At 69.8% G+C, this 21,784-nt stretch carries 19 protein-coding genes and 1 pseudogene; 11 read left to right on the forward strand and 9 right to left on the reverse strand.

Features of this window, described 5'->3' with window-relative positions; genetic code table 11:
• Positions 1-686 precede the first annotated feature (686 nt).
• From istA to ABD979_RS02245, 3 genes and pseudogenes are all read left to right on the forward strand, one after another.
• A pseudogene (gene istA, locus ABD979_RS02230) lies at positions 687-1,951 on the forward strand (IS21 family transposase).
• Positions 1,951-2,751 carry an IS21-like element helper ATPase IstB gene (gene istB / locus ABD979_RS02240; protein ID WP_345505801.1) on the forward strand — a complete coding sequence of 267 codons (801 nt, stop codon included), beginning with the start codon at positions 1,951-1,953 and terminating at the stop codon, positions 2,749-2,751. Before istA ends, istB begins: the two are co-directional and overlap by 1 nt.
• 171 nt (positions 2,752-2,922) lie before the next feature.
• On the forward strand, positions 2,923-3,501 hold the full coding sequence (locus ABD979_RS02245) for a hypothetical protein (protein ID WP_345505802.1): 579 nt from the start codon (positions 2,923-2,925) through the stop codon (positions 3,499-3,501).
• A 57-nt stretch (positions 3,502-3,558) separates the two neighbouring features.
• Here ABD979_RS02245 and ABD979_RS02250 read toward each other — a convergent pair whose 3' ends face one another.
• From ABD979_RS02250 to ABD979_RS02260, 3 genes are all read right to left on the reverse strand, one after another.
• Positions 3,559-4,908 (reverse strand): restriction endonuclease, encoded by a 1,350-nt coding sequence (locus tag ABD979_RS02250; protein ID WP_345505803.1) that lies wholly within the window; start codon positions 4,906-4,908, stop codon positions 3,559-3,561.
• Positions 4,856-6,664 carry a site-specific DNA-methyltransferase gene (locus tag ABD979_RS02255; protein ID WP_345505804.1) on the reverse strand — a complete coding sequence of 603 codons (1,809 nt, stop codon included), beginning with the start codon at positions 6,662-6,664 and terminating at the stop codon, positions 4,856-4,858. The genes ABD979_RS02250 and ABD979_RS02255 overlap by 53 nt, the downstream gene beginning before the upstream one ends.
• 408 nt (positions 6,665-7,072) lie before the next feature.
• Positions 7,073-7,648: a hypothetical protein gene (locus tag ABD979_RS02260; RefSeq protein ID WP_345505805.1), complete on the reverse strand. Its 576-nt coding sequence runs from the start codon at positions 7,646-7,648 to the stop codon at positions 7,073-7,075.
• A 262-nt stretch (positions 7,649-7,910) separates the two neighbouring features.
• On the opposite strand from ABD979_RS02260, the gene ABD979_RS02265 reads away from it, so the two are divergent.
• Both ABD979_RS02265 and ABD979_RS02270 read left to right on the forward strand, forming a co-directional pair.
• Positions 7,911-8,444, forward strand: a complete 534-nt coding sequence (locus ABD979_RS02265; RefSeq protein WP_345505806.1) for a hypothetical protein — start codon at positions 7,911-7,913, stop codon at positions 8,442-8,444.
• Positions 8,445-8,475: 31 nt separating this feature from the next.
• The gene (locus ABD979_RS02270) at positions 8,476-9,354 is read left to right on the forward strand and encodes a TIR domain-containing protein (RefSeq protein WP_345505807.1); all 879 of its coding nucleotides are present in this window, start codon (positions 8,476-8,478) and stop codon (positions 9,352-9,354) included.
• A gap of 28 nt (positions 9,355-9,382) precedes the next feature.
• Here ABD979_RS02270 and ABD979_RS02275 read toward each other — a convergent pair whose 3' ends face one another.
• Positions 9,383-11,278, reverse strand: coding sequence for a glycoside hydrolase family 15 protein (locus ABD979_RS02275; RefSeq protein ID WP_345505808.1), 1,896 nt, complete (start codon positions 11,276-11,278; stop codon positions 9,383-9,385).
• Positions 11,279-11,620: 342 nt separating this feature from the next.
• Positions 11,621-12,151, reverse strand: coding sequence for a glycine cleavage system transcriptional repressor (locus ABD979_RS02280; protein WP_345505809.1), 531 nt, complete (start codon positions 12,149-12,151; stop codon positions 11,621-11,623).
• Between the two features lie 158 nt (positions 12,152-12,309).
• Here ABD979_RS02280 and ABD979_RS02285 point away from each other — a divergent pair, with 158 nt between their 5' ends.
• A complete protein-coding gene (locus ABD979_RS02285; RefSeq protein ID WP_345505810.1) occupies positions 12,310-12,801 on the forward strand; it encodes a peptidoglycan-binding domain-containing protein in 492 nt (163 codons plus the stop codon).
• 96 nt (positions 12,802-12,897) lie between these two features.
• Here the strand turns inward: ABD979_RS02285 and ABD979_RS02290 are convergent, their stop codons facing one another.
• Positions 12,898-13,842, reverse strand: coding sequence for an oxygenase MpaB family protein (locus ABD979_RS02290; protein ID WP_345505811.1), 945 nt, complete (start codon positions 13,840-13,842; stop codon positions 12,898-12,900).
• A 64-nt stretch (positions 13,843-13,906) separates the two neighbouring features.
• Complete coding sequence (locus tag ABD979_RS02295; protein ID WP_345505812.1) at positions 13,907-14,308, reverse strand: PPOX class F420-dependent oxidoreductase; 402 nt, start codon at positions 14,306-14,308, stop codon at positions 13,907-13,909.
• Positions 14,309-14,355: 47 nt separating this feature from the next.
• On the opposite strand from ABD979_RS02295, the gene ABD979_RS02300 reads away from it, so the two are divergent.
• Positions 14,356-14,880, forward strand: coding sequence for a 2'-5' RNA ligase family protein (locus ABD979_RS02300; RefSeq protein WP_345505813.1), 525 nt, complete (start codon positions 14,356-14,358; stop codon positions 14,878-14,880).
• Between the two features lie 355 nt (positions 14,881-15,235).
• Here the strand turns inward: ABD979_RS02300 and ABD979_RS02305 are convergent, their stop codons facing one another.
• Positions 15,236-15,463, reverse strand: coding sequence for a hypothetical protein (locus ABD979_RS02305; protein ID WP_345505814.1), 228 nt, complete (start codon positions 15,461-15,463; stop codon positions 15,236-15,238).
• A 561-nt stretch (positions 15,464-16,024) separates the two neighbouring features.
• On the opposite strand from ABD979_RS02305, the gene ABD979_RS02310 reads away from it, so the two are divergent.
• The 4 genes from ABD979_RS02310 (at position 16,025) to ABD979_RS02325 (ending at position 20,371) form a co-directional block, all read left to right on the forward strand.
• Positions 16,025-17,356, forward strand: a complete 1,332-nt coding sequence (locus tag ABD979_RS02310) for a toll/interleukin-1 receptor domain-containing protein (protein ID WP_345505815.1) — start codon at positions 16,025-16,027, stop codon at positions 17,354-17,356.
• Positions 17,357-17,472: 116 nt separating this feature from the next.
• On the forward strand, positions 17,473-18,621 hold the full coding sequence (locus tag ABD979_RS02315; protein WP_345505816.1) for a hypothetical protein: 1,149 nt from the start codon (positions 17,473-17,475) through the stop codon (positions 18,619-18,621).
• A 290-nt stretch (positions 18,622-18,911) separates the two neighbouring features.
• Positions 18,912-19,583 carry an SRPBCC family protein gene (locus ABD979_RS02320; protein ID WP_345505817.1) on the forward strand — a complete coding sequence of 224 codons (672 nt, stop codon included), beginning with the start codon at positions 18,912-18,914 and terminating at the stop codon, positions 19,581-19,583.
• A 101-nt stretch (positions 19,584-19,684) separates the two neighbouring features.
• Entirely contained in the window at positions 19,685-20,371 is a 687-nt protein-coding gene (locus ABD979_RS02325; RefSeq protein WP_345505818.1) for a hypothetical protein, read from the forward strand.
• 62 nt (positions 20,372-20,433) lie between these two features.
• Here the strand turns inward: ABD979_RS02325 and rocD are convergent, their stop codons facing one another.
• Positions 20,434-21,687, reverse strand: coding sequence for an ornithine--oxo-acid transaminase (gene rocD / locus ABD979_RS02330; RefSeq protein WP_425583896.1), 1,254 nt, complete (start codon positions 21,685-21,687; stop codon positions 20,434-20,436).
• Between the last annotated feature and the right edge of the window lie 97 nt (positions 21,688-21,784).

Genomic DNA, 21,784 nt, shown 5'->3' on the forward strand with positions numbered 1-21,784 from the left:
AGCCCTTCAGCGCCGATGGTACTGCACTGGTGACGGTGTGGGAGAGTAGGACGCAGCCGGACAACCATTCACAACGAGCCCCACCGCACACGCGGTGGGGCTCGTTGCATTTCCCGGCAGTTTTACAGTTTCCGGAACTCCTCGTCGAGGACCTTTCACGCGAGGCGGTGCCCATCGGGTCCGCCTCTGGGCCGGTGTTCGCGAACGTGCCTAGGCCGTTGGCGGTTAAGTCGTCGCTTCATCGTCTTCCATGATTGCGACAACGGTATTAACCGAGTTGGTGATACGGGGGACTGGCGTGCTCGGAGGTGGCATGTAGTCACAGGGAAAGCGTAGACACGTCCGCAACTGTTAGTTAAATGCGCCGGTTCAGAGCCTCTTGACCCGGACATGTCCCCTTCGCGGCGTTAAGACGCGGATGTCGACGTCGGGTGAAAACTGACCCCTGATCGACGGGGCGGGGTCCATTTTCAGCCGCCGTTGACACCTCATCCGTTTCACCTTGAACGGCCAGATGGCTCTGGTCTGCGGCGGTGTTCGGTGCCGAGCTCGGATCGTGAGCGGGGCAACAGCGCCGAGAAGGTCGAAAACATGAAACGGGTTGGGGACTGCTGACGGTCTTGTCGACGACGCTCGAAAATAGGGCCATAGCGACGATCGAAAACGAGGCCATCCAGACAGATTGGATGGGTGATCTTAGTGGAGGATCGGCCCTGATCCGGCGGCTGGTCGCCGAGGGTGTGCCGCAGCGTCAGGTCGCACGTGACCTGGGCCCCGGGCGGGCGACGGTGGCGCGGGCGGTGGTCTCGAACCGGCCGCCGAAGTACGAGCGGCCGCCGGTGGCAACGGCGTGAACGCCGTTCGAGCCGCGGGTGGTGCAGCTGCTGGCTGAGCATCCCGATATGCCGGCGACGGTGATCGCCGAGCGGGTCGGCTGGACGGGGTCGATCACCTGGTTCCGCGACAACGTCCGGGCGCTGCGGCCGCAGTACCGGCCGGTCCACCCCGCGGACCGTCTGGTGTGGCTGGCTGGGGACGCGGCGCAGTGCGATCTGTGGTTCCCGCCGCGGAAGATCCCGCTCGAGGACGGCACCAGCGTGTTGTTGCCGGTGCTGGTGATCACTGTGGCGCACTCGCGGTTCGTCCTCGGCCGGATGATCCCGACCCGCCGCACCGAGGACCTGCTGGCTGGGACGTGGGAGCTGCTCCAGCAGCTGGGCCGGGTGCCGCGACGGCTCATCTGGGACAACGAGCCGGGCATCGGCCGCGGGAAACGCCACGCCGAGGGGGTGGCCGCGTTCACCGGCCCGCTGGCCACCACGCTGGTGCGGCTCCGGCCTCGGGATCCGGAGTCCAAGGGCATCGTCGAGCGGCGCAACCAGTTCTTCGAAACCTCGTTCATGCCCGGGCGCACCTTCAGCTCGCCGGCCGACTTCAACACCCAGTTCACCGACTGGCTGGCCACCGCGAACACCCGGACGGTGCGCACCATCAAGGCACGACCGGTGGACCTGATCCCGGCCGATCGGGCGGCGATGCTGCCGCTGCCGCCGGTGCCACCGGCGGTCGGTTGGGCCAACCGGGTCAGGCTCGGGCGGGACTACTACGTGCGGGTCGACAGCAGCGACTACTCGGTCGACCCGGCCCTGATCGGCCGGTTCGTCGACGTGCGCGCCGACCTGCACCATGTCGAGGTCCGGCACGAGGGGCGCCTCGTAGCAAGGCACGCTCGGGCGTGGGCCCGGGGCTGACGGTCACCGACCCGGTCCACCTCGCCTCTGCCAAGCAGCTGCGCCAGCAGTACCTGCATCCCACCCATCCCACCCACCCGACGCAGCCCACTCCTGCTGTCGAGGACGAGCTCGCGCGTGACCTCGCCGACTACGACCGCGCCTTCGGCCTCGCCGACCTGACCAACCTGACCGACCTGACCAACGGTGAGGTGGCCTGATGGCGACGACGAAGACTGACGCGATCAGCGAGGCGCTCAAGCAGCTGACCTACTTGGCGGCAGCGTTGAAAGCGCCTCGGATCACCGAGTTCGCCGCCAGGCTGGCTGACCACGCCTGCGACGCCGGCTGGAGTCACGAGGAGTACCTCGTCGCGATCCTGGACCGGGAGGTCGCCGCCCGCAACGCCTACGGCGCGCAGCTACGGATCCGCGCCGCCGGTTTCCCGGCCCGGAAGAGCCTCGAGGAGTTCGACTGGGACGCCCAACCCGCCGCCTGCCAACCGATCGCCGCGCTGGCCTCCGGCAGCTTCCTGACGGAGGCCCGCAACGTCGTGCTCCTCGGGCCGCCCGGCACCGGCAAGACCCACCTGGCCACCGGCCTGGGCATCGCTGCCGCCGGCCACGGCCACCGCGTGCTGTTCGCGACCGCGACCGACTGGGTCACTCGTTTGACCGAGGCCCACCGCGCCGGACGCCTCCCAGCCGAGCTAGCCAGGCTGCGCCGGTACGCGCTGATCATCGTCGACGAGGTCGGCTACCTGCCCTTCGAGCAGGACGCCGCGAACCTGTTCTTCCAACTCGTCTCATCCCGCTACGAACACGCCTCGCTGATCCTGACCTCCAACCTGCTCTTCAGCGGCTGGCGAGGCGTCTTCGGCGACCAGGCCGTCGCCGCCGCGATGATCGACCGCGTCGTGCACCACGCCGAGGTCCTGACCCTCAAAGGCGCCAGCTACCGCTTACGCAACCGCGGCATCGACACGCTGCCGAGCATCAGAACCCAGGACACGGCAGACTAGAACCACGAACCAGTGGCCTCATTTTCGAGCGTCGCATCGGCCCCACATTCGAGCGTTGCCGACAACTGGCGGAAGGATGGTGCCGACATTCGCCAAGTGATCACTTCCGACCAGACATGCCTTACTGTCGAACTCCGACCGCCAGGCTCTCACAGGTACAAGGAGGTTTCGATGTCCACTGTCTGGACGGAATGGGGTGCGCTCACTCGATTCCTCGAAAGCGCCCGGGTGGCATTCGCGCGAGAGAGGAACCTGTGGCATTCGCTTGAGCTCGCCGACCCTCAAATAGTTCAGATCACTACGACCACTGGGGTGCGACGGTACCAAGTCGCTCTCGCTAGCCACCTCGCCGCGGTCGATGACGAGGTAACTCTCTATGCGTCAGTGCTCATTCACACGTATGCGCTCACAGAGGCAGCCGCAACCTCAAAGTTGGGCATCGACTCGCGTGCAGCCGGTGGCATTGAAACCTGGGGCAAGCTCTTGCTTGATGCGAACGGCCGGGACTGGACCGGAGTCTTCGAAGGGGAAGGTGGCGCCGTAGAGGTGGCGGTGGTGCGGAATGCTTTCGCGCACGGCACGCGCGTGATCGACTCCGCCGCCGAAGCTCGATTGGTAGCTGCCGGAGCGTCGCCGCGAACGGCTGGAGACGCAGTCAGCCTCACGTACGAGGAACTGCGCGTGTACCGCGACCGTTTGCGAAGCCTCCTCCGCACAGGCGGGGTTGATCTCACGGCAGCGACCACCTAGAGCGGGGCGCGTACCCTGAGGGGCTCGTACGCCGCCAGGCACTGGCGGCGGAGTGGGTCATTGTCCGAATCCCTTCATGTGCTCCCACGAGCCGAGGGCATCAGCCACGTCCTGTTCGCTGAGCAGCAGGTACCTCCACTCCATCTCCACGGCGGGCGACGAGTTCACCGTGTTGGCCCACTTGCGTGCGGCCCGGCGCTTCTCGATGACCTCCGAGGAGTCCACGTCCTTATCGGCCTTGGTCTCGACTAGCCATCCGATGCGCTTGCCGTCGACCTCCTCGACGACGACGAAGTCGGGGTTGTAGCGACGTCCGTCAGCGGTCCAGGTAATCGGAATGTCGTTGATGTGGAGTCGCGCCCAGACCACGACACTTCGCCCGGCGTCGATAGCGTTAGCCGCCTTGAACTCCGGCAGGGTGTCGAACCAGCAGTGGCTGTAAAGGTTCTTGTCCCACCCGTTGAAGGCGTTGGACTTGTTGAAAGAGCCGTCCGCATGTCCGGAAACGCGCTCCTTGCGTGCCTCCCTGATTTTGATGAGTGGTTCAAGAGCGACTTCGTCCTCGTACGTGACCTGCGCGCGGCTGGCGTCGCTAAGTGCGCGGGTTACCTCAGCTGCGACTCGTTGTCCGCAGCGGTCGCCGAATGCGGAGAGGAACGCCCCAGCGTCGTCGCCCATTGCTGAGATGAGACGGTCGACGATCCGTTGGGCGGCGCCGACTTCCAGAGGCCGGTATTGGACGCCCTTAACGCTCATGACGCGCCGCAATAGGCTCTCCCTCGTGGAGGAAAGCGGGATGTCGAGTGCCAGTGTGGAAGCGATTTTGTCCGAGGCCGTCTCGACGTCCATCGTGACCGTGTCGCCCTGTCGGGTCGCAGTGATCTTGGTCCGCCGGAGTTCGTCGGAGTAGTCGCTGGTGAGCGCCTTCCCCAACTGCTCGAACCGAATGTACTGGTCTTCGTCGATCTCGTTGAGGCTGATCGCGGCTGCCTTCGGAACGGACGTAATTTGGGGAACGAGGATCGGCTCGCGATGTGTGATGGGCTGATAGCGGATTAGTTCGGCGGTCTTCTTCGCCTCTACGGCTGCTTGCGCCGTTCGGGTAACCACGTCGACGATGCCAACAGGAGTCGCGGTCCATTCACCGCCAATCGGGGCTGCTCCCTCGGTGGAGACGGGCAGCGGTGCGGGGGGAAGGATGACTGGCGCTTCGGTTTCGGTCGCTTTCTGCCGGACGACCTCTGTTCCATCGGCGAGGCGTCGGACCTCGGCGTAGGTTCCGTAGTCGATGAATGCTTGGTTGAGCACCTCCCGCTTCTTGAGAAGTTCTTCGTACTTCTCATGGGCGAGGACCTCAACCGTGTCGAGGATCTCCGGCCATCTCGACGAACATGGATTGTCCGACACGAAGGTGCGTGAAGCCACCGCCTCCGTGCCAGACCTGGGTCTCGGCGTCTTTGGTCTTGGTGAGGCGGTTCAACTGGCTCCTGGCTTGCTTGGTGAAGTCCAGCGTCGCCAGAGCGTCCTTTGAGCCGATCTTCTTCAGCAAATCGAGCAGTGTTTTGGTTTCATAGGGGTCGAGCGGTCCGGCGCCTGACTTACTCGCTGCTCGCACGATCTTGGCGAGCTCCTTGTCGAGCGCAACGGTCAGGTATGCCTCGTCCTCAGAGGCCAACACCTTCCCGAGAACCTTCTGGAAGTTCTGTGCCTGCATCGGGGAAACGTCCTCGGGCAACTCAACCCCTTCAGCCGCGAGACGCTCAGCGATCGTGGTGACGCCACCAGGGTCCTCGCCGCGCACCACCTTCGCCAGCCTCGGCTTCGTGAAGGTGTCGACGGTTTCCCCGATGAGTTCTGTGGTGACCCAGCGACGTCCCAGCTTGTGGGCGACAGCAGCAGTGGTCCCAGACCCTGCGAAGCAGTCCAGCACAATGTCACCGGGATGGGTGGACGTCTCGATGACCTTCCGAAGGAGTCGCTCCGGCTTCGGAGTGGCGAAAGGAGTCCGGCCCGGGAAGAGCGCCTTGATCTCGGCCTTGGCCTCGCGGTTGTGGCCCACCTCGTCGTTGAACCAGAGCGTGCGGGTGTTTGAGCCCGTGTCCGGCTGAGGGCGTTTACGTCCGATGGTGCCCTTGGGTCGAATGATGTACTCCGGCCAGGTTCCCTGCTCCTTGCGCTTCGCGGTCGATTCCTGTGCGTCCTCCAACGGGACGGCCAGCATGAGCGCCGGGATGCCCTTGCGCACCTCGTCAACAGGAACGCCGCAGATTTCTGCGCGCACGTCGTCGTCATCGAGTACGCGCAGTTCGTACTCCGCGTACTCCGAAAGCGCCGCGAATACGGTCTCCTGCTTGGTACCCCAGCACCTGCCCTTTGCTGGGTAGAGGGGGTCGCCGGTGACGGGAGACTGGATGGCATAGACCCACGTCTGGTTCCGGTGTGCGCTCGGTGCGGTCGGGTTGTCGTCATACCAGGGCTGCGGGTCGCCGTCCACCGAGCGGTAGATGGAGTTGAGGGCTTCGTCGCGTGCTCCGCGCACGAGACCGGACTTGGCGGTTTTGCCGTAGACGAGAAGCGTGTCGTGGTCGACGGAAAAGTTCGGAAGGTCGTTGCGCGGGCCGTCCGCCTTCTGCCAGATAACGGTGCCCAGGAAGTGCTCTGCCCCTAACTCCTCGTCCATTACGGACCTGCAGCGGTGCAGCTCGGCGTCATCGAGGTGGACCCAGATCACGCCGTCGTCCGCCATAAGGGGCTTGATTTGGCGGAGCCGGTCGCGAAGCATCGTGAGCCAGATTGAGTGCTCGATGTTGTCTTCGTAGTCGGTGAAGGTCTTCTTCGTGTTGAACGGCGGGTCGATGTAGACCAACGCGACCTTCCCGAGGTACTCGTCGGCGTACTCGGGGGTCTTCGCCAGCGCGTCCAGCGCGTGCATCGCGTCGCCGGTGATCAGCAAGTTCCCGTAAGTCGGGACGGGCAAGTTCGTAGGTCGGTCGGCGGGAACTTCCTCCTCCACGCGGTCGACCTCGTGCAGGAGTCGAATTTCGGAGGACCGGTAGTCCGAGGCCTCAGCGAAGGTGTAGTCGTACGTGCCATCCTTTATCGACAGGAGGGTCTTGTCCTTGTCCGTCCACGTGAGTTCCAGCCGACCCTTGTGCTTCGCCATGCCTCTGCTTTCGTCTGTATCCAGCGTCGTCCGCGTCGACATCGGCAGGTTCTGCGGCTGGCCGTACTCGGGCAACCCGAGCGGCGCGGCGTGCTCCACATCAATCGCGCGCCCTAACTGTAAGCAACGGACGAGCGTCAGCCGGACTGAACCACACGACCGAGATCTCACTAAGGTCAGCTCACCCGCCGCGGCGGGGTGACGTGATGTCATACGTGCTCAAACACGGCCAAGGCGGTCACCCCTCGTAACGGGACTCGTCCGCCGCGGCCTCCTCGACCAGCAGCCGAATGGAGCGTAACCCCGTACGCTAGGTGCAACGAGCTGACGCGCCGGCCCGTTCACCGCTCATGCTGGGGCACAGCTGCTCGGGTCAGAAGGAATCCGGATCTGCGCTTGAGTCGGGTTTCAGTCGCAGTTGGGGCAGGTGCCGGAGACGGGCATCTCCATGAAGCAGGTGGGGCAGACCGCGCCGCGGCGCTCGACGGGCGCGGGGCTGCGCGTCGGGCGAACGGCGCGCGTCGACGAGGCGCGTTCCCGGGGAGCGCGAGTCCGCGTGTGCACGGTCGGCACCGCGTCGTCAGGCACGTCGGTGCCCCAGTGCCGGTAGCACTCGAGGCGGGCCGCGGCGGCGCGATTCTCACGCTCGTCGGGGTCGTCGCTGACCTGCTCGCCGGCCAGGCGTAGGGCCTCGTCGAAGCCGGCGCCGACGCGGCCGTCGTCCTTGTGCACGACGAGGGAAGTGAGCGGCGGCTCGCTGCGCACGTGGTTCACCTTGGCGAGGTCGGCGAGCAGCCCGCCGATCCAGTTGCGCATCTGCGTCGTGCTGTGCAGCCCGGACCGCTGCTGCACCTCGTCGGCCAGCTCGGAGTCGGTGATGACGGCGTTGTAGCGCCCGGCCGTCTCGACGAGCACCTCGTAGGCGTGCTTCGCCCAGTAGGGCTGGGCGACCTTGGGACTGACGGTTGCCTGATGCTCGGCCATGACGTCCATTCCACCACTGCGGCCCGATCGCCGCCGCACCCGACCCTGTGGACAACGCTCACGCCGCCCGCTGCCGCGGTGGTTCGCTCGTTCGCAGCACGGCCGGAGCGAGGAGCGCGACATGGCAGGGCGACGGAGCAGCGCAGCCACGACCTTGGTCATGACGTTCGTCGCCCTGCTCCTCGCAGCCCTGGCCAGTGCCTGCTCCCCGCCCGTCGCTGCGGCACCAGCAACCACCGCCGCAGACGTCACCAATCGACCGGTGGCCACAGCCTCACCCACCACGACGCCACGTCCATCCGCACCTGTCGTCGCGTGGCGCCCACGCGTCCCGGGCCCGGACCTGCTCCACGACCACAGCTGGGGCGGTGCCGAGGCCTACGTCGAGGACTACCTCGAGCGCCTGGACGACGCGTGGACCGTGCCCCGGCCGTCGCTCCTCGACAACCGGGCCAGCAAGGAGTGCGGCACCTGCGCGAACTTCCGGGAGGGCGCGGCCTACCTCTTCCGCAAGGGCCAGCGCCACGAGGCGCCGATGCTCACCGTCTCCGACGTGTCGGTGGTCATCTGGAAGGGCGGCGTGCGGGTCGTCGCCGACGTCCGCCAGACCGACCATCGCATCGTGACTCGCACCGGACGCACCATCCGCAGGATCGACGGCGAGCGTGCCTACCTCTACGTCCTGCTCTCCTACCGGGGGAGGTGGTGGATCGACGCCATCGGCATCGAGCGCGTCAACGACGACGGCACCTACCGCGACGTGTCGAAGTCCCGGACGGTCGGTCGGCGACGATGACGCCTCGACCACCCGTCGCTAGCCTGAACACATGGTCGCGAAAGCGCCTGTCGACGAGGCCGTGGGCCGATCCGCTGGATGCCACGTCTTCATCTCGTACCGCAGGCGCAGCTCCTCGTTCGCTGCGCTCGCCCTCACGTATGCCGTCCGGCGCGCCGGGCACGACGCCTTCCTCGACGTCGGGTCGATCAGCGACGGCGACGCCTACCGCGACGTCATCCGGGAGGCGCTGGCCCGCAGCGACCTCGTGCTGGCGCTCATCGCGCAGGACCTCGATCCCGCCCGCCTGCACGAGCCGCTCGACCCGGTCGCCTTCGAGTGGCGCCGAGCGCGGTTCCAGGGGTGCGCCGTGCACCCGGTGCTGCTCGACGGCGCGCCGATGCCGGGCGAGGCCGACCTGCCCCCGGACCTCCGCTGGATCACGCGGTCCAGCGCGACGGCGCTGGGCGGGCCGGACCTCGACCAGCAGGTCGAGGCGCTCGTCGCCGCCGTCCCGCACCTCGCCGCGCCGCCGCGGCGCGTGGCCCGCGTCCTCTGGGTCGACGACAACCCGGCGAACAACGAGTACGAACGGTCGGTGCTGCGCCAGGAGGGAATCGTCTTCGACAACGTCGTGTCGTCCGGCGAGGCCGTCGAGCAGCTGCTCCTCACCACCTACGACCTCGTCATCACCGACCTCGGCCGGCGCTGGTCGTCCGACGCCTCCGGCAGTGCGGGCCGCGACCTGCTCAGCCACCCCGTCATCGCCCGCGGCGGACCTCCCGTCATCGTGTACGCCGGCCGCTCGGCCGCGAAGCACCGCGGTGAGCTCGAGCATCTCGGGGCCTTCGGGGTCAGCGACGACCGGGAGCACCTCTTCGAGCTGGTCTTCCAGGCGCTCGGCCGCGAGCGCCCGCCGCCGAGGAGTTGACCCCGAAGCCCCCTCACAGCTGCGCCCCTCACATCTCCGGCTCGCCCGGGCTCTCGGCCGCGATGACGTGCATGACCGCGTTGATGAGGGCGAGGTGCGTGAACGCCTGCGGGAAGTTGCCGAGGTGGCGGCCCGTGTGGGTGTCGATCTCCTCGGCGTAGAGCTCGAGCGGGCCGGCGAACGAGAGCAGCTTCGCGCACAGCTCGTGCGCGCGCTTCGTCTCGCCGATCTCCGACAGCGCCGACACGAGCCAGAACGAGCAGATCGTGAAGGTGCCCTCCTCGCCGCTGAACCCGTCGTCGGTCTCGTCGACGCGGTAGCGCAGCACGAGCCCGTCGACGGTCAGCTCGTCGGCGATGGCGAGCACCGTCGCCCTGATGACCGGGTGGTCGGGCGGCAGGAACCGCACGAGCGGCGCGAGCAGCAACGACGCGTCGAGGGCGTCCGTCCCGTAGTGCTGCACGAGCACCCCGCGACCGTCGACACCGTGCTCGAGGACGTCGGCCTTGATCTCCTCCGCCGCCTGCGCCCACTGTGCGGCCTGAGCCTCCTGGCCGATCATCGACGCGAGCCGTGCGCCGCGGTCGGCCGCGACCCAGCACATGATCTTGGACGAGGTGAAGTGTTGCAGCTCGCCGCGCACCTCCCAGATGCCGGCGTCCGGCTCGCGCCAGTGCGCGAGGGCCGCCTCGACCTGCTTGCCGAGGATCGGCCAGATCCGCCCGTCGAGGTGGTCGGCGACCTTCGAGTGGAGGTAGACCGAGTCGAGCAGCGCGCCCCAGACGTCGTGCTGCACCTGCGCGTGCGCGGCGTTGCCGACGCGCACGGGTCGCGACCCGGCATACCCCTGCAGGTGGTCGAGCTCCGACTCGGGCAGCTCGCGCTCCCCGCCGATGCCGTACATGATCTGCAGGTCGTCGTCGCGCTCGGCGACGTCAGCGATGAACGAGAAGAAGTCGACGGCCTCCCAGTCGAACCCGAGGGAGTACATCCCCCACAGCGCGAACGTCGCGTCACGGATCCACGTGTAGCGGTAGTCGTAGTTCCGTTGCCCGCCAATGGTTTCGGGCAACGACGTCGTCGCTGCGGCTGCGATCGCGCCGGTCGGCGCGTACGTCAGCCCCTTGAGCGTCAGGGCGCTCCGCTGCAGGTAGCTGCGCCACGGGTGGTCGGGGAAGCGTCCGCGTGCGAGCCAGTGCTGCCAGTGGTGCGCGGTCCACTCGAGCCGGTCGTGCGCCTCCTCGCTCGTCAGCGGCGGTGGCACCGCACCCCACGACAGCGCGAGGAAGCGCTCGTCACCGGCCTTGAGCAGCGTTCTCGCCGTGGCCTGCCCGCCCTCGAAGCCCAGCCGCAGGTCGGTCGTCAGCAGCAGCGACACGTCGGAGCCGTCGCACGTGGTGCGCCCCTGGTGGTAGCCGTGCTCCGTGTAGTCCCACCGCACCGGCGCCCGCCCGTAGTCGAGCACCGGCTCGCACTCCATGACGAGCTGCACCTCGCCCGACACGCACCGAACGCTGCGCAGCAGCGTGTGCTCGGCGTCGTAGTCCATCGGCGTGCGGCGGTGCTTCGGCGACACCCCGTCGTCGTGGTGCCACGGCCCGATGAGCAGCACGTCGCGCACGATGATCCAGCCCGTCGGCGTGCCCCAGCTCGTCTCGAGCACCATGGTGCCTGGCAGGTAGCGCCGCGCCGTCGGCACCGCGACGTCCGACGGCCCGAGCCGGAAGCGCCCCGCGTGCCGCCCCAGCATCGCGCCGAAGACGCTCGGCGCGTCGAGCCGCGGCACGCAGAGCCAGTCGACGTCGCCGCCCGGCGCGACGAGCGCGGTCACCTCGCCGTCGGAGAGGAACCCGTAGTCGGCGATCGGCACCGCCTGCGCGTGCGTCAGCGCGGTCGCCCCCGCGTCGTCCCCTGGTGCGTCCATCCCCTCAGGCTCCCCGCGCACGCTCCCCCAGACAAGGGGTGCTGCCCGCCCCCGAGGCCGTATGCCGTCCCGTTCCCGGCGCCGCACCGTGGCGGTCCGCGCGCCGCGGCCCGAGCCGCAAGGCCCTCGCAAGAGTCCCGCAAGGCTCGTGAGATCCAGACATTTCGGCACGCGGCAGCGGTTTCACTGGAGGGGTCGTCGGGAGCGACGCAGACTTTGGCGGTTGGCCCGTTGTGGTACGTGAACCGCCGCCGGGGCCCGGGCTCGCAGTCGCGAGGCGGGCCCCTTCCTCGTTCCCGTCAGCGCGTCCCCGTCAGCTCGTTCCTGACCGCTCCGTTCGCGTCAGGCGACGGCGATGTCGACGAGCAGCTCGGTCGCGAGCCGCTCGAGGTCGGCCCGCAGCCCGGCCGTGTCGGAGTCGGCCGGCACCCGCACGACGACGTGCGCCTCGAAGAGCAGGCCGCCCGCCATCGGCGCCTCGCGCGTGCCGGTCGTCATCGTCTCGATCGAGAGCTCGTGCCGGCTCAGCACCGACGACACCTCGCGGACGATGCCGGGCCGGTCGTTGCCGAGCAGGTCGACCGTGAGCCGCTGGGCGGACGCGTCGTCGGCGACGCCGCCCGCCGCGGCCTCGACGTCGGCGCCCGGGTGGGTCGTCACCTCGAGCAGCCCGTCGAGCTCGCGCAGTGCGGCGGTCAACGCGTCGACGCGGGCGTCCGGCACACCGACGACGACGATGCCGGCGAACTTGCCGGCGAGCTCGGCGAGCTGGCTGTCCTCCCAGTTGCCGTCGTGGGCGGTGACGACGTCCGCGAGGGCACTGACGAGGCCGGCGCGGTCGTCGCCGATGACGGTGAGCACGAGTCTGGGCACAGCCGCAGCCTACTGACCCGGCTCGCCCGCCGCCGCCTGTCAAGAGTGCGCGTTCTCAGGGTCCCCGCTGGCCCGACGCGGCAGGCTGGTGCGCGCCACCTCCAGGGGGCGCCCGAGCGCCCGCCGCACCGGCGGGCCCGACGACGAGGAGAACGAGCATGAGCACGAGCGTAAGGACGCGGCGATGGACGGGAGCCGCGCTCGCGGCCGCTGCGCTGGCGACCGGCGCGGTGACGATGGGTCCGGCAACGGCTGCCCACGCCGCGAGCCCCAACTGCACGTACGCGAGCATCACCTACGGCACCGGCTGGGGTGCCTCGATGTATACCCAGATCCCGGTCTACTTCCCGACCCGATCGTTCACGTGCGGCATGACGTCGGCGTCGCACGGGTCGTACAAGAGCGTCGCCGTCCTCCACATGCAGGACGCGCTCCGCAAGTGCTACGGCCAGAAGATCGACGTCGACGGCTACTTCGGGCCCAGGACGAAGCAGGCCCTGAAGAACGTCCAGGCCAAGGTCGGCATCAAGGTCGACGGTGCCTGGGGCCCGCAGACCTCGGGCGCCATCCGCTACCCCGTCTACACGACGAAGGGCGGCTACCAGGGCAAGTGCTACGCGCGGAACTTCTTCAACGGGGAGCGCTACTGACCGCCGCCGGATGACGACCGGACGGTGACCGGGTAGGCACCGGGCCGGGTGCGCCCGCTGCTTGAGCGACACCCGGCCCGGTCAAAGGTCGGCCGCTCAGCTGGCGGCCGGGACCCCGACGAGATCGTCGTTCCCGTCGGGGGGTCTGGGGGAGTGGGTCGGCTGGTCGGAGGGTCGGCGCTCGGCGAGCCCGGCCATGCCCCAGCGCACCGCTGCCGTGCCGAGGTGGCCGAGCGGGCGCGCGACGAACGAGGTGACGACCTCGGGAAGCGGGATGCCGAGCATGCCGCGCGCCCACGCGGGCAGGAGAGAGACACCGCCCGAGGCGATGACGCCGTAGCCCGGGCGGGCGAGCAGGGGCAGCGGCGGGTCGAGGAGCAGGAAGCGCGCGGCCTCGCGGGCGGCATCCGTCGTCTCGAGCTCGGGGCGGTACGCCTGCAGCACCTCGCGCAGCTCGGCCACCGTCTGCGGCGGGTCGACGACCCCGAGCCGCGCGGCCGGGATGCCGGCCTGGCGCACGTAGACGTCGGCCTCCTCGTCGGTCAGCGGCTCCTCGCCGAAAGTCTGGTAGGCGCGCAGGAACGAGTCGATCTCGGCGACGTGCACCCACATCAGCAGGCGGGGGTCGTCGGCGCGGTAGGGCCGGCCGAAGGCGTCCTTGCCGCGCACCCGCTCGTGGATCGAGCGGACCATGGCGATCGACTCCTCGGCGTGCTCGATCGTGCCGAAGGTCGTCGTCGCGAGGTAGTGACTGGTCCGCTGCAGGCGCCCCCACGGGTCGCTCTTGTAGCCGCTGTGCCCGGCCACACCCGCCATCGCCATGGGGTGGAGCATCTGCAGCAGCAGCGAGGTGACCCCGCCCGGGAACATCGACGCGTCGGCGTGCACGCGCCACACCGGGTCGGTGGGGGTGAACCAGCGCTCGCCCTCCGCGCCCCAGATGCGCTGCGCGCGCGCCGGGGCGTCGTCGCCCGCCACCTTGCTGCGCAGCAGGCGGCCCAGCTGGCGCTGGACGAGGCGGGGTGCGGCGTGGACAGTCACGCGCCAACGACAACACACCCGCCCGGAATGTTCAACCTTTGTCGAAGGTTGAGGTTCGGCCCGGTCAGGTGAGGGTGATGCGGATCGCCGCGCGTGGTTTGCGCCTGACGGCCCACGAGAACAGGTCGCTGACCGTGTCGCCGATGCGGGCGAAGAGGTACTTGCGTGCCACGGCCCGCTTGACCGTCGCCACGGCCTCGGGGGAGCGGTCGACGGTCGCCCGGCCCGAGAAGGTCGGCGCGCCCTCGGCGACGCGGCCCCGGAGGTCGCACGGTCGCAGCTCGACCCGCCGCGTGTGCGCCAGGCGCTTGAGCTTGCCGGTCGGGTCGACCGTGATGACGACGAGCTCGTCGCCGTCCGGCGCGATCCACACGGGCGACGACACGGGCTCGCCGGATCGGCGGAACGTCGTCAGCGAGACGTAGCGCTCCTTGGCGAGGACGGCAAAGGCATCCGAGGTGCTCACCCCACTCACGGTAGGGCCGCAGCGCGCGCGCCGTCCGACAATGGGACATGGCGCTCGCGCTCTGCCTCCTGCTCGACCTCACCTCCGACCGTCTGGTGCGCGAGCTGTGGGCGCAGCTCGAGGCCGCTGGCATCCCGACGCTGCTGTCGCACACCCACAGTCGCCACGTGCCGCACCTGTCGTATGCCGTCCTGCTGGCCTGGAAGGAGTCCGCGGTCCGGGCCGCCGTCGCCGGGCTACCCGACGGCGGCCCCGTCGAGATCGCGGTGCAGGGCTCGGTCGTCTTCCCGCGCCGCCGGGTGGCGCTCGCGGGGGCCACGTCGCCCGACCTCGCCGCGCGGCACGAGCGCGTCGTCGAGGCCGTGCGGGCGACCGGCGCGACGCTGCACCGCCACTATGAGCCCGGCCACTGGACGCCGCACGTCTCGCTGTCCACCGGTGTCGCGGGCGCCGCGCTGGCGACGGTCGTCGACGCGGCGTCGGACCGGCTGCCCCTGACGCTGCGCTTCGACCGCGCCGCGCTCATCGACACCTCCGACGGCTCGACGTGGCCGCTTCCCGGAGTGCTATGACAAGCATCCGGTGGTGGTGTCGGCTACTTCTGGTCGGTGAAGGTGATGTTGAGGCCGCTATCAGGGTGGTAGTTCCAGCGGACGTTCATGCCCTCCCACGAGTCGGTCTGGATGCCGTCCATGGCACGGGTCTGGCCGATGTGGTCGAGAATCGATTGAGGGACGTCGACCTCGCGGAATACGCACTGAAGGTCATCCATGCCCGCGGGCCCCGCGTCTTCTTTGGCGGCAACGTTGCGAAGGGTGAGGGTGTGGCCTAGGTCGGTCGTGTCTTCGCCGAGGGGGTAGCAGGCTGTCACGGCAGCCTCCAGCTTTGTAGGCGGCTTCGTGGTCGACGTCGCTGCTGTGGCGGGCGTCACGGTTGTCGCAGGCGCCATGTTGGTGAAGATGAGTACCCGCCTGTCGCGAGGGCCGCGACGGTCAGGATGGCGCCGACGATGAGTCCGGTTCGGCGCTTCGTCGGCGTGGGCGGCGGCGAGCTGACGGCGACGTGCTCGCCGGGGCTCGTGAACGGGGTCCCGTCGCTGCGCGGAGGGAGGTTTGGGTCGGGATAGGCGCCGTACTGCGGCGGCTGGTCGGTCATGGCTGGCTTCTCCCCTGTCTCAGGCGGTCGTATTGCGCTGGTCAGTGTGCGACACATTGGAGGTGATACATGCAGATTCATCAGAATTGGTTGCGTATGAGACTATTTCGACCGCAGGCATGACGAAGCCCTTGTCGACAGGCACGGGGACCGCACGAGGGATGCCTCGGCCAATGCCGACGTCCGCGCCCCCGGTTCTCGGGGTGAATCGGGGGCGCGGAGGCTTGGCCAAGCGCGTAGCAACCGAGGATGACGACGTCAGCACCCGACTCTCCTCGCTCAGGTCATGCACGGCTTGCCAGTGACGCGCACCGGTTCTTGCCGCCTGCACAGGGCTGTTCGACGGCCTGCCGGTCGAGCCCTGGGTACAGGCTCACTCGACTTTCACATATGGGTGGGCCACATCGACACCTTCGGCGTTTCTCGGTGGCCGCTGTCGAGGCATGACCTCCCGTCGGGCTGACGTCGAGTGATCTCGTGTGATGTGCCCGACTTCCGACGTATCTGCTCCGCGCCGGGCGCCTCGGTAGGAGAGTAGGAATCGGTCAGGAGGGCATCGCCGTGGGACGCACCATTTTCCTTTCGTACAGCCGCATCGACAAGGCGCTCGTGCCGCCCCTGCTCAAGGGGCTCGACCGCCTGCGCCACGAGGTCTGGCTCGACGAGCAGCTCGAGGGCGGTCAGACCTGGTGGGACGAGGTGCTGAACCAGCTGCGCGGCTGCGACGTCGCGCTCCTCTGCGTCTCGGAGGCGATGCTCGACTCCGACGCGTGCAAGGCCGAGCTGCGCTACGCCCAGGCGCTCGGCAAGCCGGTGCTGCCCGTCGCCCTCGAGCCGCTCAACGCCGACCTGCTGCCGGCCAACCTCGGGCGGCTGCAGATCGTCGACTACACCCCGACGAACCCGCAGGCGCCCTTCGACCTCATGGCGGCCCTCGAGAACCTGCCCTCCGCGCCGCCGCTGCCCGACCCGCTGCCCGAACCGCCGCCGGTGCCGATCTCGTACCTCTCCAGCCTCGGCGAGCTCGTGCGCGAGCCGTCCCTGACGATCGAGCAGCAGTATGCCGTCATCCAGAAGCTGCGCGCGGGCCTCTACCGCCCGCGCGACCGCGAGGGCGTCATCGGGCTCATGCAGGGGATGCGCGAGCGCGAGGACCTCTACGTCAGCGCCTCCCGAGCGCTCGACGAGGCCTTCGAGGAGGCCGCCCGCACAGCGCCGCAGCCTGCGCCCGCCGCTCCCGCCCCGACGGCTGCGCCGGCCGCCGCCACGACGCCGACGGCGTCGCCGGCCGCCCCCACGCCCTCCTACTTCTCCGGCCCGACCCCACCCGCCCAACCGCCGCGCCCGAAGAGCCGCCGCAAGCTCCTGCTCGTCGGGCTCGCGGTCGCCCTGCTGCTCGCCGTCGGGGCGGGCATGGTCGCCGCCTACGGCAACCGCGACCAGGGCGGTGGCACCGACAACCCGGGTGGCACGACCGCCGGCGCCGTCGGCGACGCCTGTCTCGTCGGCAGCTGGCGCAGCAGCGCGCTCGCCCTCGCCGGTGACAGCGGCGAGAGCGCCTCGGGGGGCTCCGGCCTCTCGCTGGAGATCAGCACCGACGGCGAGGCCACCTACGACTTCGGCTCGATGGAGCCCGTCACCGTCACCGTGGGTGGCTCCGAGAGTCGCGTCGAGTTCACCGGCCAGCTGCGCACCACCGTCCGGGCGCCGAGTCCCGGTGCCGCCACCGAGAAGATCGTCAGCAACACGGCGTCGTTCCAGGCCTTCGTCGACGGCCAGGCGCAGGGGAGCCCCTCACCTGTCGACCAGGGCTTCCTGCAGCGCTACTCGTGCTCCGACACGACCCTGACGTCGAGCTCGGGCTCCGACGCGCTGACCTTCGAGCGGCAGTGAGCGGACGGCGTACGGGACCGGACGGCGACGGGGGATCTGAGTAGCCGCACCCGTATCGGTATGCGGCGCCCGCGCCTCCTCTCCTCGGAACCGCCCACCGAGGAAAGGCGCCCACCATGCGCATCCGCTTCACGCCCGCCGAGCACGGCTTCCCGTTCGCGAACTCGTTCACCAACCACGTGCTGACGATCCCCGGCCTCGGGATCGACCTCACGACGGCCGGCCGCTGCGGCGGCATGGCGGCCGCGGCGATGGACTACTGGTACGCCGGGCTCGCGATGCCGACCGACCCCAGCCTGCCGCAGGACGGCACGCTCGTCGCCGACTACGTCTACAGCCGGCTGATGGACACCTTCGTCGACAACGGCCTCACCTACGTCCACTACGCGACGAGCCTCGACCACCCGACCTGGCTGCGCGGCAAGGGCGTCGCGCGGATGACCCGCGAGGACGAGCTGCCGAAGCTCACGTCACGGCTCGAGAGCGGCCAGCCCGTGCTGCTCGGGCTCAACCAGGCCCGGTCGCTCACCGACCTCGGCAACGACCACCAGGTCGTCGCCTACGGCTACGAGCAGGACGCCCGCTACACGTACGTGCTCGTCTACGACAACAACGACCCCGGCGTCGAGGTGCGGCTGCGCCTCACGACGGTCGACGACCCAGGCGAGCGCGACATCGTCGGCAGCAACGGCCAGGTCTGGCGCGGCCTCTTCGTCGAGGCGTACACCCGCAAGATGCCCGGCTACCTCGCCGACGGCCTCGCGATCCACGACTCGACGGACCCACGCATCCACGTCGTGCGCGGCGGCGGCGCCTTCTGGATCCCTTCGCCGGCCGAGTTCGACGCGGGCGGCTTCCTCTGGGACGCCGTGCTCGCGGCCAAGCCCGGCTCGATGTGCCACGTCGCCCGGCACCCGGGCAACGGCACCCTCGTGCGCGAACGCGGCACCGACCCGGTCCACGTCGTCTTCGGGGGCAAGGCCTTCTGGATCCCCTCGCCCGAGGTCTTCGAGGCGCTCGGCCACGACTGGGGCGCGGTCAAGGAGGTGCCGCAGGGCTCGATCGGCGGGCTGCGGCAGGTGCCGCTCGACCACACCCTGCTGCGTGAGCGGTCGAGCGACCCGGTCTGGCTCGTGCAGGGCGGCGCGCTCCACCACGTGACGAGCCCCGACGTCATGGACCGGCTCGGGCTCGAGTGGTCGTGCGTCAACGTCGTGCCCGACGGGGCGCTCGCGGGGCTGCCGACGGGCGCGCCGATCAGCTGATCTCGACGGTCGAGGTCTGTTGATTTGGGTGTTTTGTCGATTTTCTGAACATGGCGCGGGCCGGCGTGTCAGGCTGTGCACGCCGCGCCGGACGAGGAGACTCGGAGGCAGGACGGCACCCCCATCCCAGACTTCGACGGTTGGCCCGACGTGGTACGTGAACCGTCACCGGACGCCCGGACTCGCACCCGCGAGCCGGGCTCCATCTTTTCCCGGGCAGGTCGCTGCGGCGGCCGATGGACGGCCGGATCCTGCTGCCCGCCAACGGCATCGGGGCTACCGTGGGTGACATGAGAGGTCGCACCGTGCCGGTCGCGGTCGCCGGCGCCGCCGCCGGGGCGCTCTCGGTGCTGACGGCGCGCTGGTCGGCGCTGCACTGGGGCGCGACGACGGAGGAGGCCCGCGAGCCGCTGCCCGGCGACGAGATCCTGCCCCGCGCGGCGCTCGTCGCGACCCGCTCGATCACGATCGAGGCGCCACTCGAGCAGGTGTGGCCGTGGGTCGTGCAGCTCGGCGCCGACCGGGGCGGCTTCTACAGCTACGACCGCCTCGAGAACCTGCTCGGCTGCCGGCTGCGCAGCGCCGACACGGTCGTCGAGGCGTGGCAGCAGCTCGCCGTCGGCGACCTCGTGCGGCTGCACCCGAAGGTGGCGCTCGCCGTCGCGGCCGTGGAGCCCGGGCGCTTCCTCGTGCTGCACGCCGCGCCGGCCTCCGCGGCCTCCGGGTCGGGGCCACCGTCTGCTGCGGCAGCAGCGGCGCCCTACGACTTCACGTGGTCCTTCGTGCTGCGGCGCCACCCGCACCGCGCGACGCGGCTCATCACGCGCGAGCGGTTCGACTACACGCACGCCTGGTCGCCGGCGCTCGCCGAGCCGGTGGCGGTGGCGAGCTCGGTGATGAGCCAGAAGATGCTGCGCGGCATCCGCGACCGCGCCGAGGGCCGCCTCCCCGTCACCCTGTGACGCCGACCCCGCGGGTGTGACCGACGAGACGCCCGAGGGCCCTGACGGCACACGGCCCCGGTGCCACGCTGGAGGGGCCGGGGGCAGAGCAGGGAGGCATCATGAGACGAGCACTCGTCGCGGCCGCGCTGGCCGTCCCCTTCGCCCTCGCGCCGTGGGCGACCTCGATCGCCGTGGCGGCGCAACCGCGGATCTACCACACCATCAAGGACACCACCGGGTCGGCGGTCGTCAGCGCCGCCCAGGGGTGCGAGCTGACGGAGGTCTTCGTCTCATCGAGCGTGGCGATGTATGCCGCCCAGCCCGGCCCGGTGGGCAAGCAGGGGCTGACGAGCGTCTTCGTCCGCGTCAGCGACACGTGCGCGACGGCGCCGCTCCGAGCCGCAGCGGGAGGTGGCGGCACCGTCGTCTTCGAGGCGGACGCGCAGAACAGCGCGCCCCTCGTCGTCGACCCGAGGCTGACCCAGGCCTCCGTCACGACCGACCTGCCCGGCACCGACGACGCCGGCAACCCCGTCACCGTCCACCTCAGTGCGGCGTGGACGGGCACCGGTCCGCTCGAGCACACGACCGTGGCGACCCACGACAACACCGGCGACGGCAACGTCAGCTCGACGACGAACGGGCTGCGCCGCCCCGCGACGGCGACGGTGTCGGTGCGGGTGTCAGGGCGGTCGGTGAGCGCCACCGACCCGGGTGCCGTCGTCGAGCAGACGAAGTGGCACTGCATCGAGAACCCGCGGCCCGGTGTCGAGGACTACTACCCCTGCTTCGGCTTCCCGGGCTGACCCCGCCGTCGGGCAGCTCGTCAGCGCAGGCTCGTCAGTGCAGGCTCGTCAGTGCAGGCTCGTCAGCGCAGGATGGCGGCGAACGCGTCGAGGAGGATGTCGATCTCGGCCTCGCCGACGACGAGCGGGGGAGCGATGCGCACCGTCGCGCCGTGCGTGTCCTTGACGAGCACGCCGTGCTCGAGCAGGCGCCGCGACGCCTCGCGGCCGGTCATCAGGGCCGGGTCGAGGTCGACACCCGCCCACAGCCCGCGGCAACGGACCGCCTCGACGCCGTGGCCGACGAGCTCGCGCAGACCCGCCTCGAGGTGGGCACCGAGACGGCGCGCGTGCTGCTGCCACTCGCCCGTGGCCAGCAGCCCGACGACGGCCCGCCCGACGGCGGCGCCGAGCGGGTTGCCGCCGAAGGTCGAGCCGTGGCTGCCGGGGTCGAAGACACCGAGCACGTCGCGGTCGGCGACGACGGCCGAGACCGGCACGATGCCGCCGCCGAGCGCCTTGCCGAGGATGTAGACGTCGGGCACGACGCCCTCGAGGTCGCACGCGAAGGTCGAGCCGGTGCGCCCGAGACCCGACTGGATCTCGTCGGCGAGCATGAGCACCCCGGTGCGACGGGTCAGCTCGCGCACGTCGCGCAGCCAGCCTTCGGGCGGGAGGATGACGCCGCCCTCGCCCTGGATCGGCTCGAGGAGCACGGCCACCGTCTCGTCGGTGATCGCCGCCTCGAGCGCCTCGATGTCGCCGAACGGGACGACGTCGAAGCCGGGCGTGTAGGGCCCGTAGTGGTCGTGCGCGACCGGGTCGTCGGAGAAGCTGATGATCGTCGTCGTGCGGCCGTGGAAGTTGCCCGCCATGACGACGATGCGCGCGCGGCCGTCGGGCACGCCCTTGACCTCGTAGCCCCACTTCCGGGCGGTCTTGATCGCCGTCTCGACGGCCTCGGCGCCGGTGTTCATCGGCAGCACGAGCTGCTTGCCGGCGAGGGTGGCGAGGTCGCGGCAGAATGGGCCGAGCTGGTCGCTGTGGAAGGCGCGGCTCGTCAGGGTGAGCCGGTCGAGCTGCGTGCGGGCCGCGTCCACGAGGGTCGGGTGCAGGTGGCCGAAGTTGAGCGCCGAGTAGCCGGCGAGGGCGTCGAGGTAGCGCCGTCCCTCGACGTCGGTGACCCAGGCCCCCTCGGCGTGCGAGAGGACGACGGGCAGCGGGCTGTAGTTCGCCGCCACCCAGTCGGCGGCGAGGGAGACGTGCTCCGACGTCGAGCTGCCAGGGATGGGGCCGGGCCGTTCGCGGGCCCCGGGACGTGCGGCCGTGTCGCTCACCCCTCGATCGTCGCACCACCCCGGTCGGGCGTCACGGGGAATCGGGGTGACGCGGCTCTCGTCCCGCCGCCGGGCCCTTGCGGCGGTGGGAAACTGG

The sequence above is a fragment of the Terrabacter aeriphilus genome (genome assembly GCF_039542985.1).
Lineage (GTDB): Bacteria > Actinomycetota > Actinomycetes > Actinomycetales > Dermatophilaceae > Terrabacter > Terrabacter aeriphilus.

Bases quoted from the DNA above. Each gene is read 5' to 3' on its own strand.
- istB (WP_345505801.1), top strand. From the start codon at position 1,951: ATGGCGACGACGAAGACTGACGCGATCAGCGAGGCGCTCAAGCAGCTG.
- ABD979_RS02245 (WP_345505802.1), top strand. From the start codon at position 2,923: ATGTCCACTGTCTGGACGGAATGGGGTGCGCTCACTCGATTCCTCGAA.
- ABD979_RS02255 (WP_345505804.1), bottom strand. From the start codon at position 6,664: ATGGCGAAGCACAAGGGTCGGCTGGAACTCACGTGGACGGACAAGGAC.
- ABD979_RS02260 (WP_345505805.1), bottom strand. From the start codon at position 7,648: ATGGCCGAGCATCAGGCAACCGTCAGTCCCAAGGTCGCCCAGCCCTAC.
- ABD979_RS02270 (WP_345505807.1), top strand. From the start codon at position 8,476: ATGGTCGCGAAAGCGCCTGTCGACGAGGCCGTGGGCCGATCCGCTGGA.
- ABD979_RS02275 (WP_345505808.1), bottom strand. From the start codon at position 11,278: ATGGACGCACCAGGGGACGACGCGGGGGCGACCGCGCTGACGCACGCG.
- ABD979_RS02285 (WP_345505810.1), top strand. From the start codon at position 12,310: ATGAGCACGAGCGTAAGGACGCGGCGATGGACGGGAGCCGCGCTCGCG.
- ABD979_RS02300 (WP_345505813.1), top strand. From the start codon at position 14,356: ATGGCGCTCGCGCTCTGCCTCCTGCTCGACCTCACCTCCGACCGTCTG.
- ABD979_RS02305 (WP_345505814.1), bottom strand. From the start codon at position 15,463: ATGACCGACCAGCCGCCGCAGTACGGCGCCTATCCCGACCCAAACCTC.
- ABD979_RS02315 (WP_345505816.1), top strand. From the start codon at position 17,473: ATGCGCATCCGCTTCACGCCCGCCGAGCACGGCTTCCCGTTCGCGAAC.
- ABD979_RS02320 (WP_345505817.1), top strand. From the start codon at position 18,912: ATGAGAGGTCGCACCGTGCCGGTCGCGGTCGCCGGCGCCGCCGCCGGG.
- ABD979_RS02325 (WP_345505818.1), top strand. From the start codon at position 19,685: ATGAGACGAGCACTCGTCGCGGCCGCGCTGGCCGTCCCCTTCGCCCTC.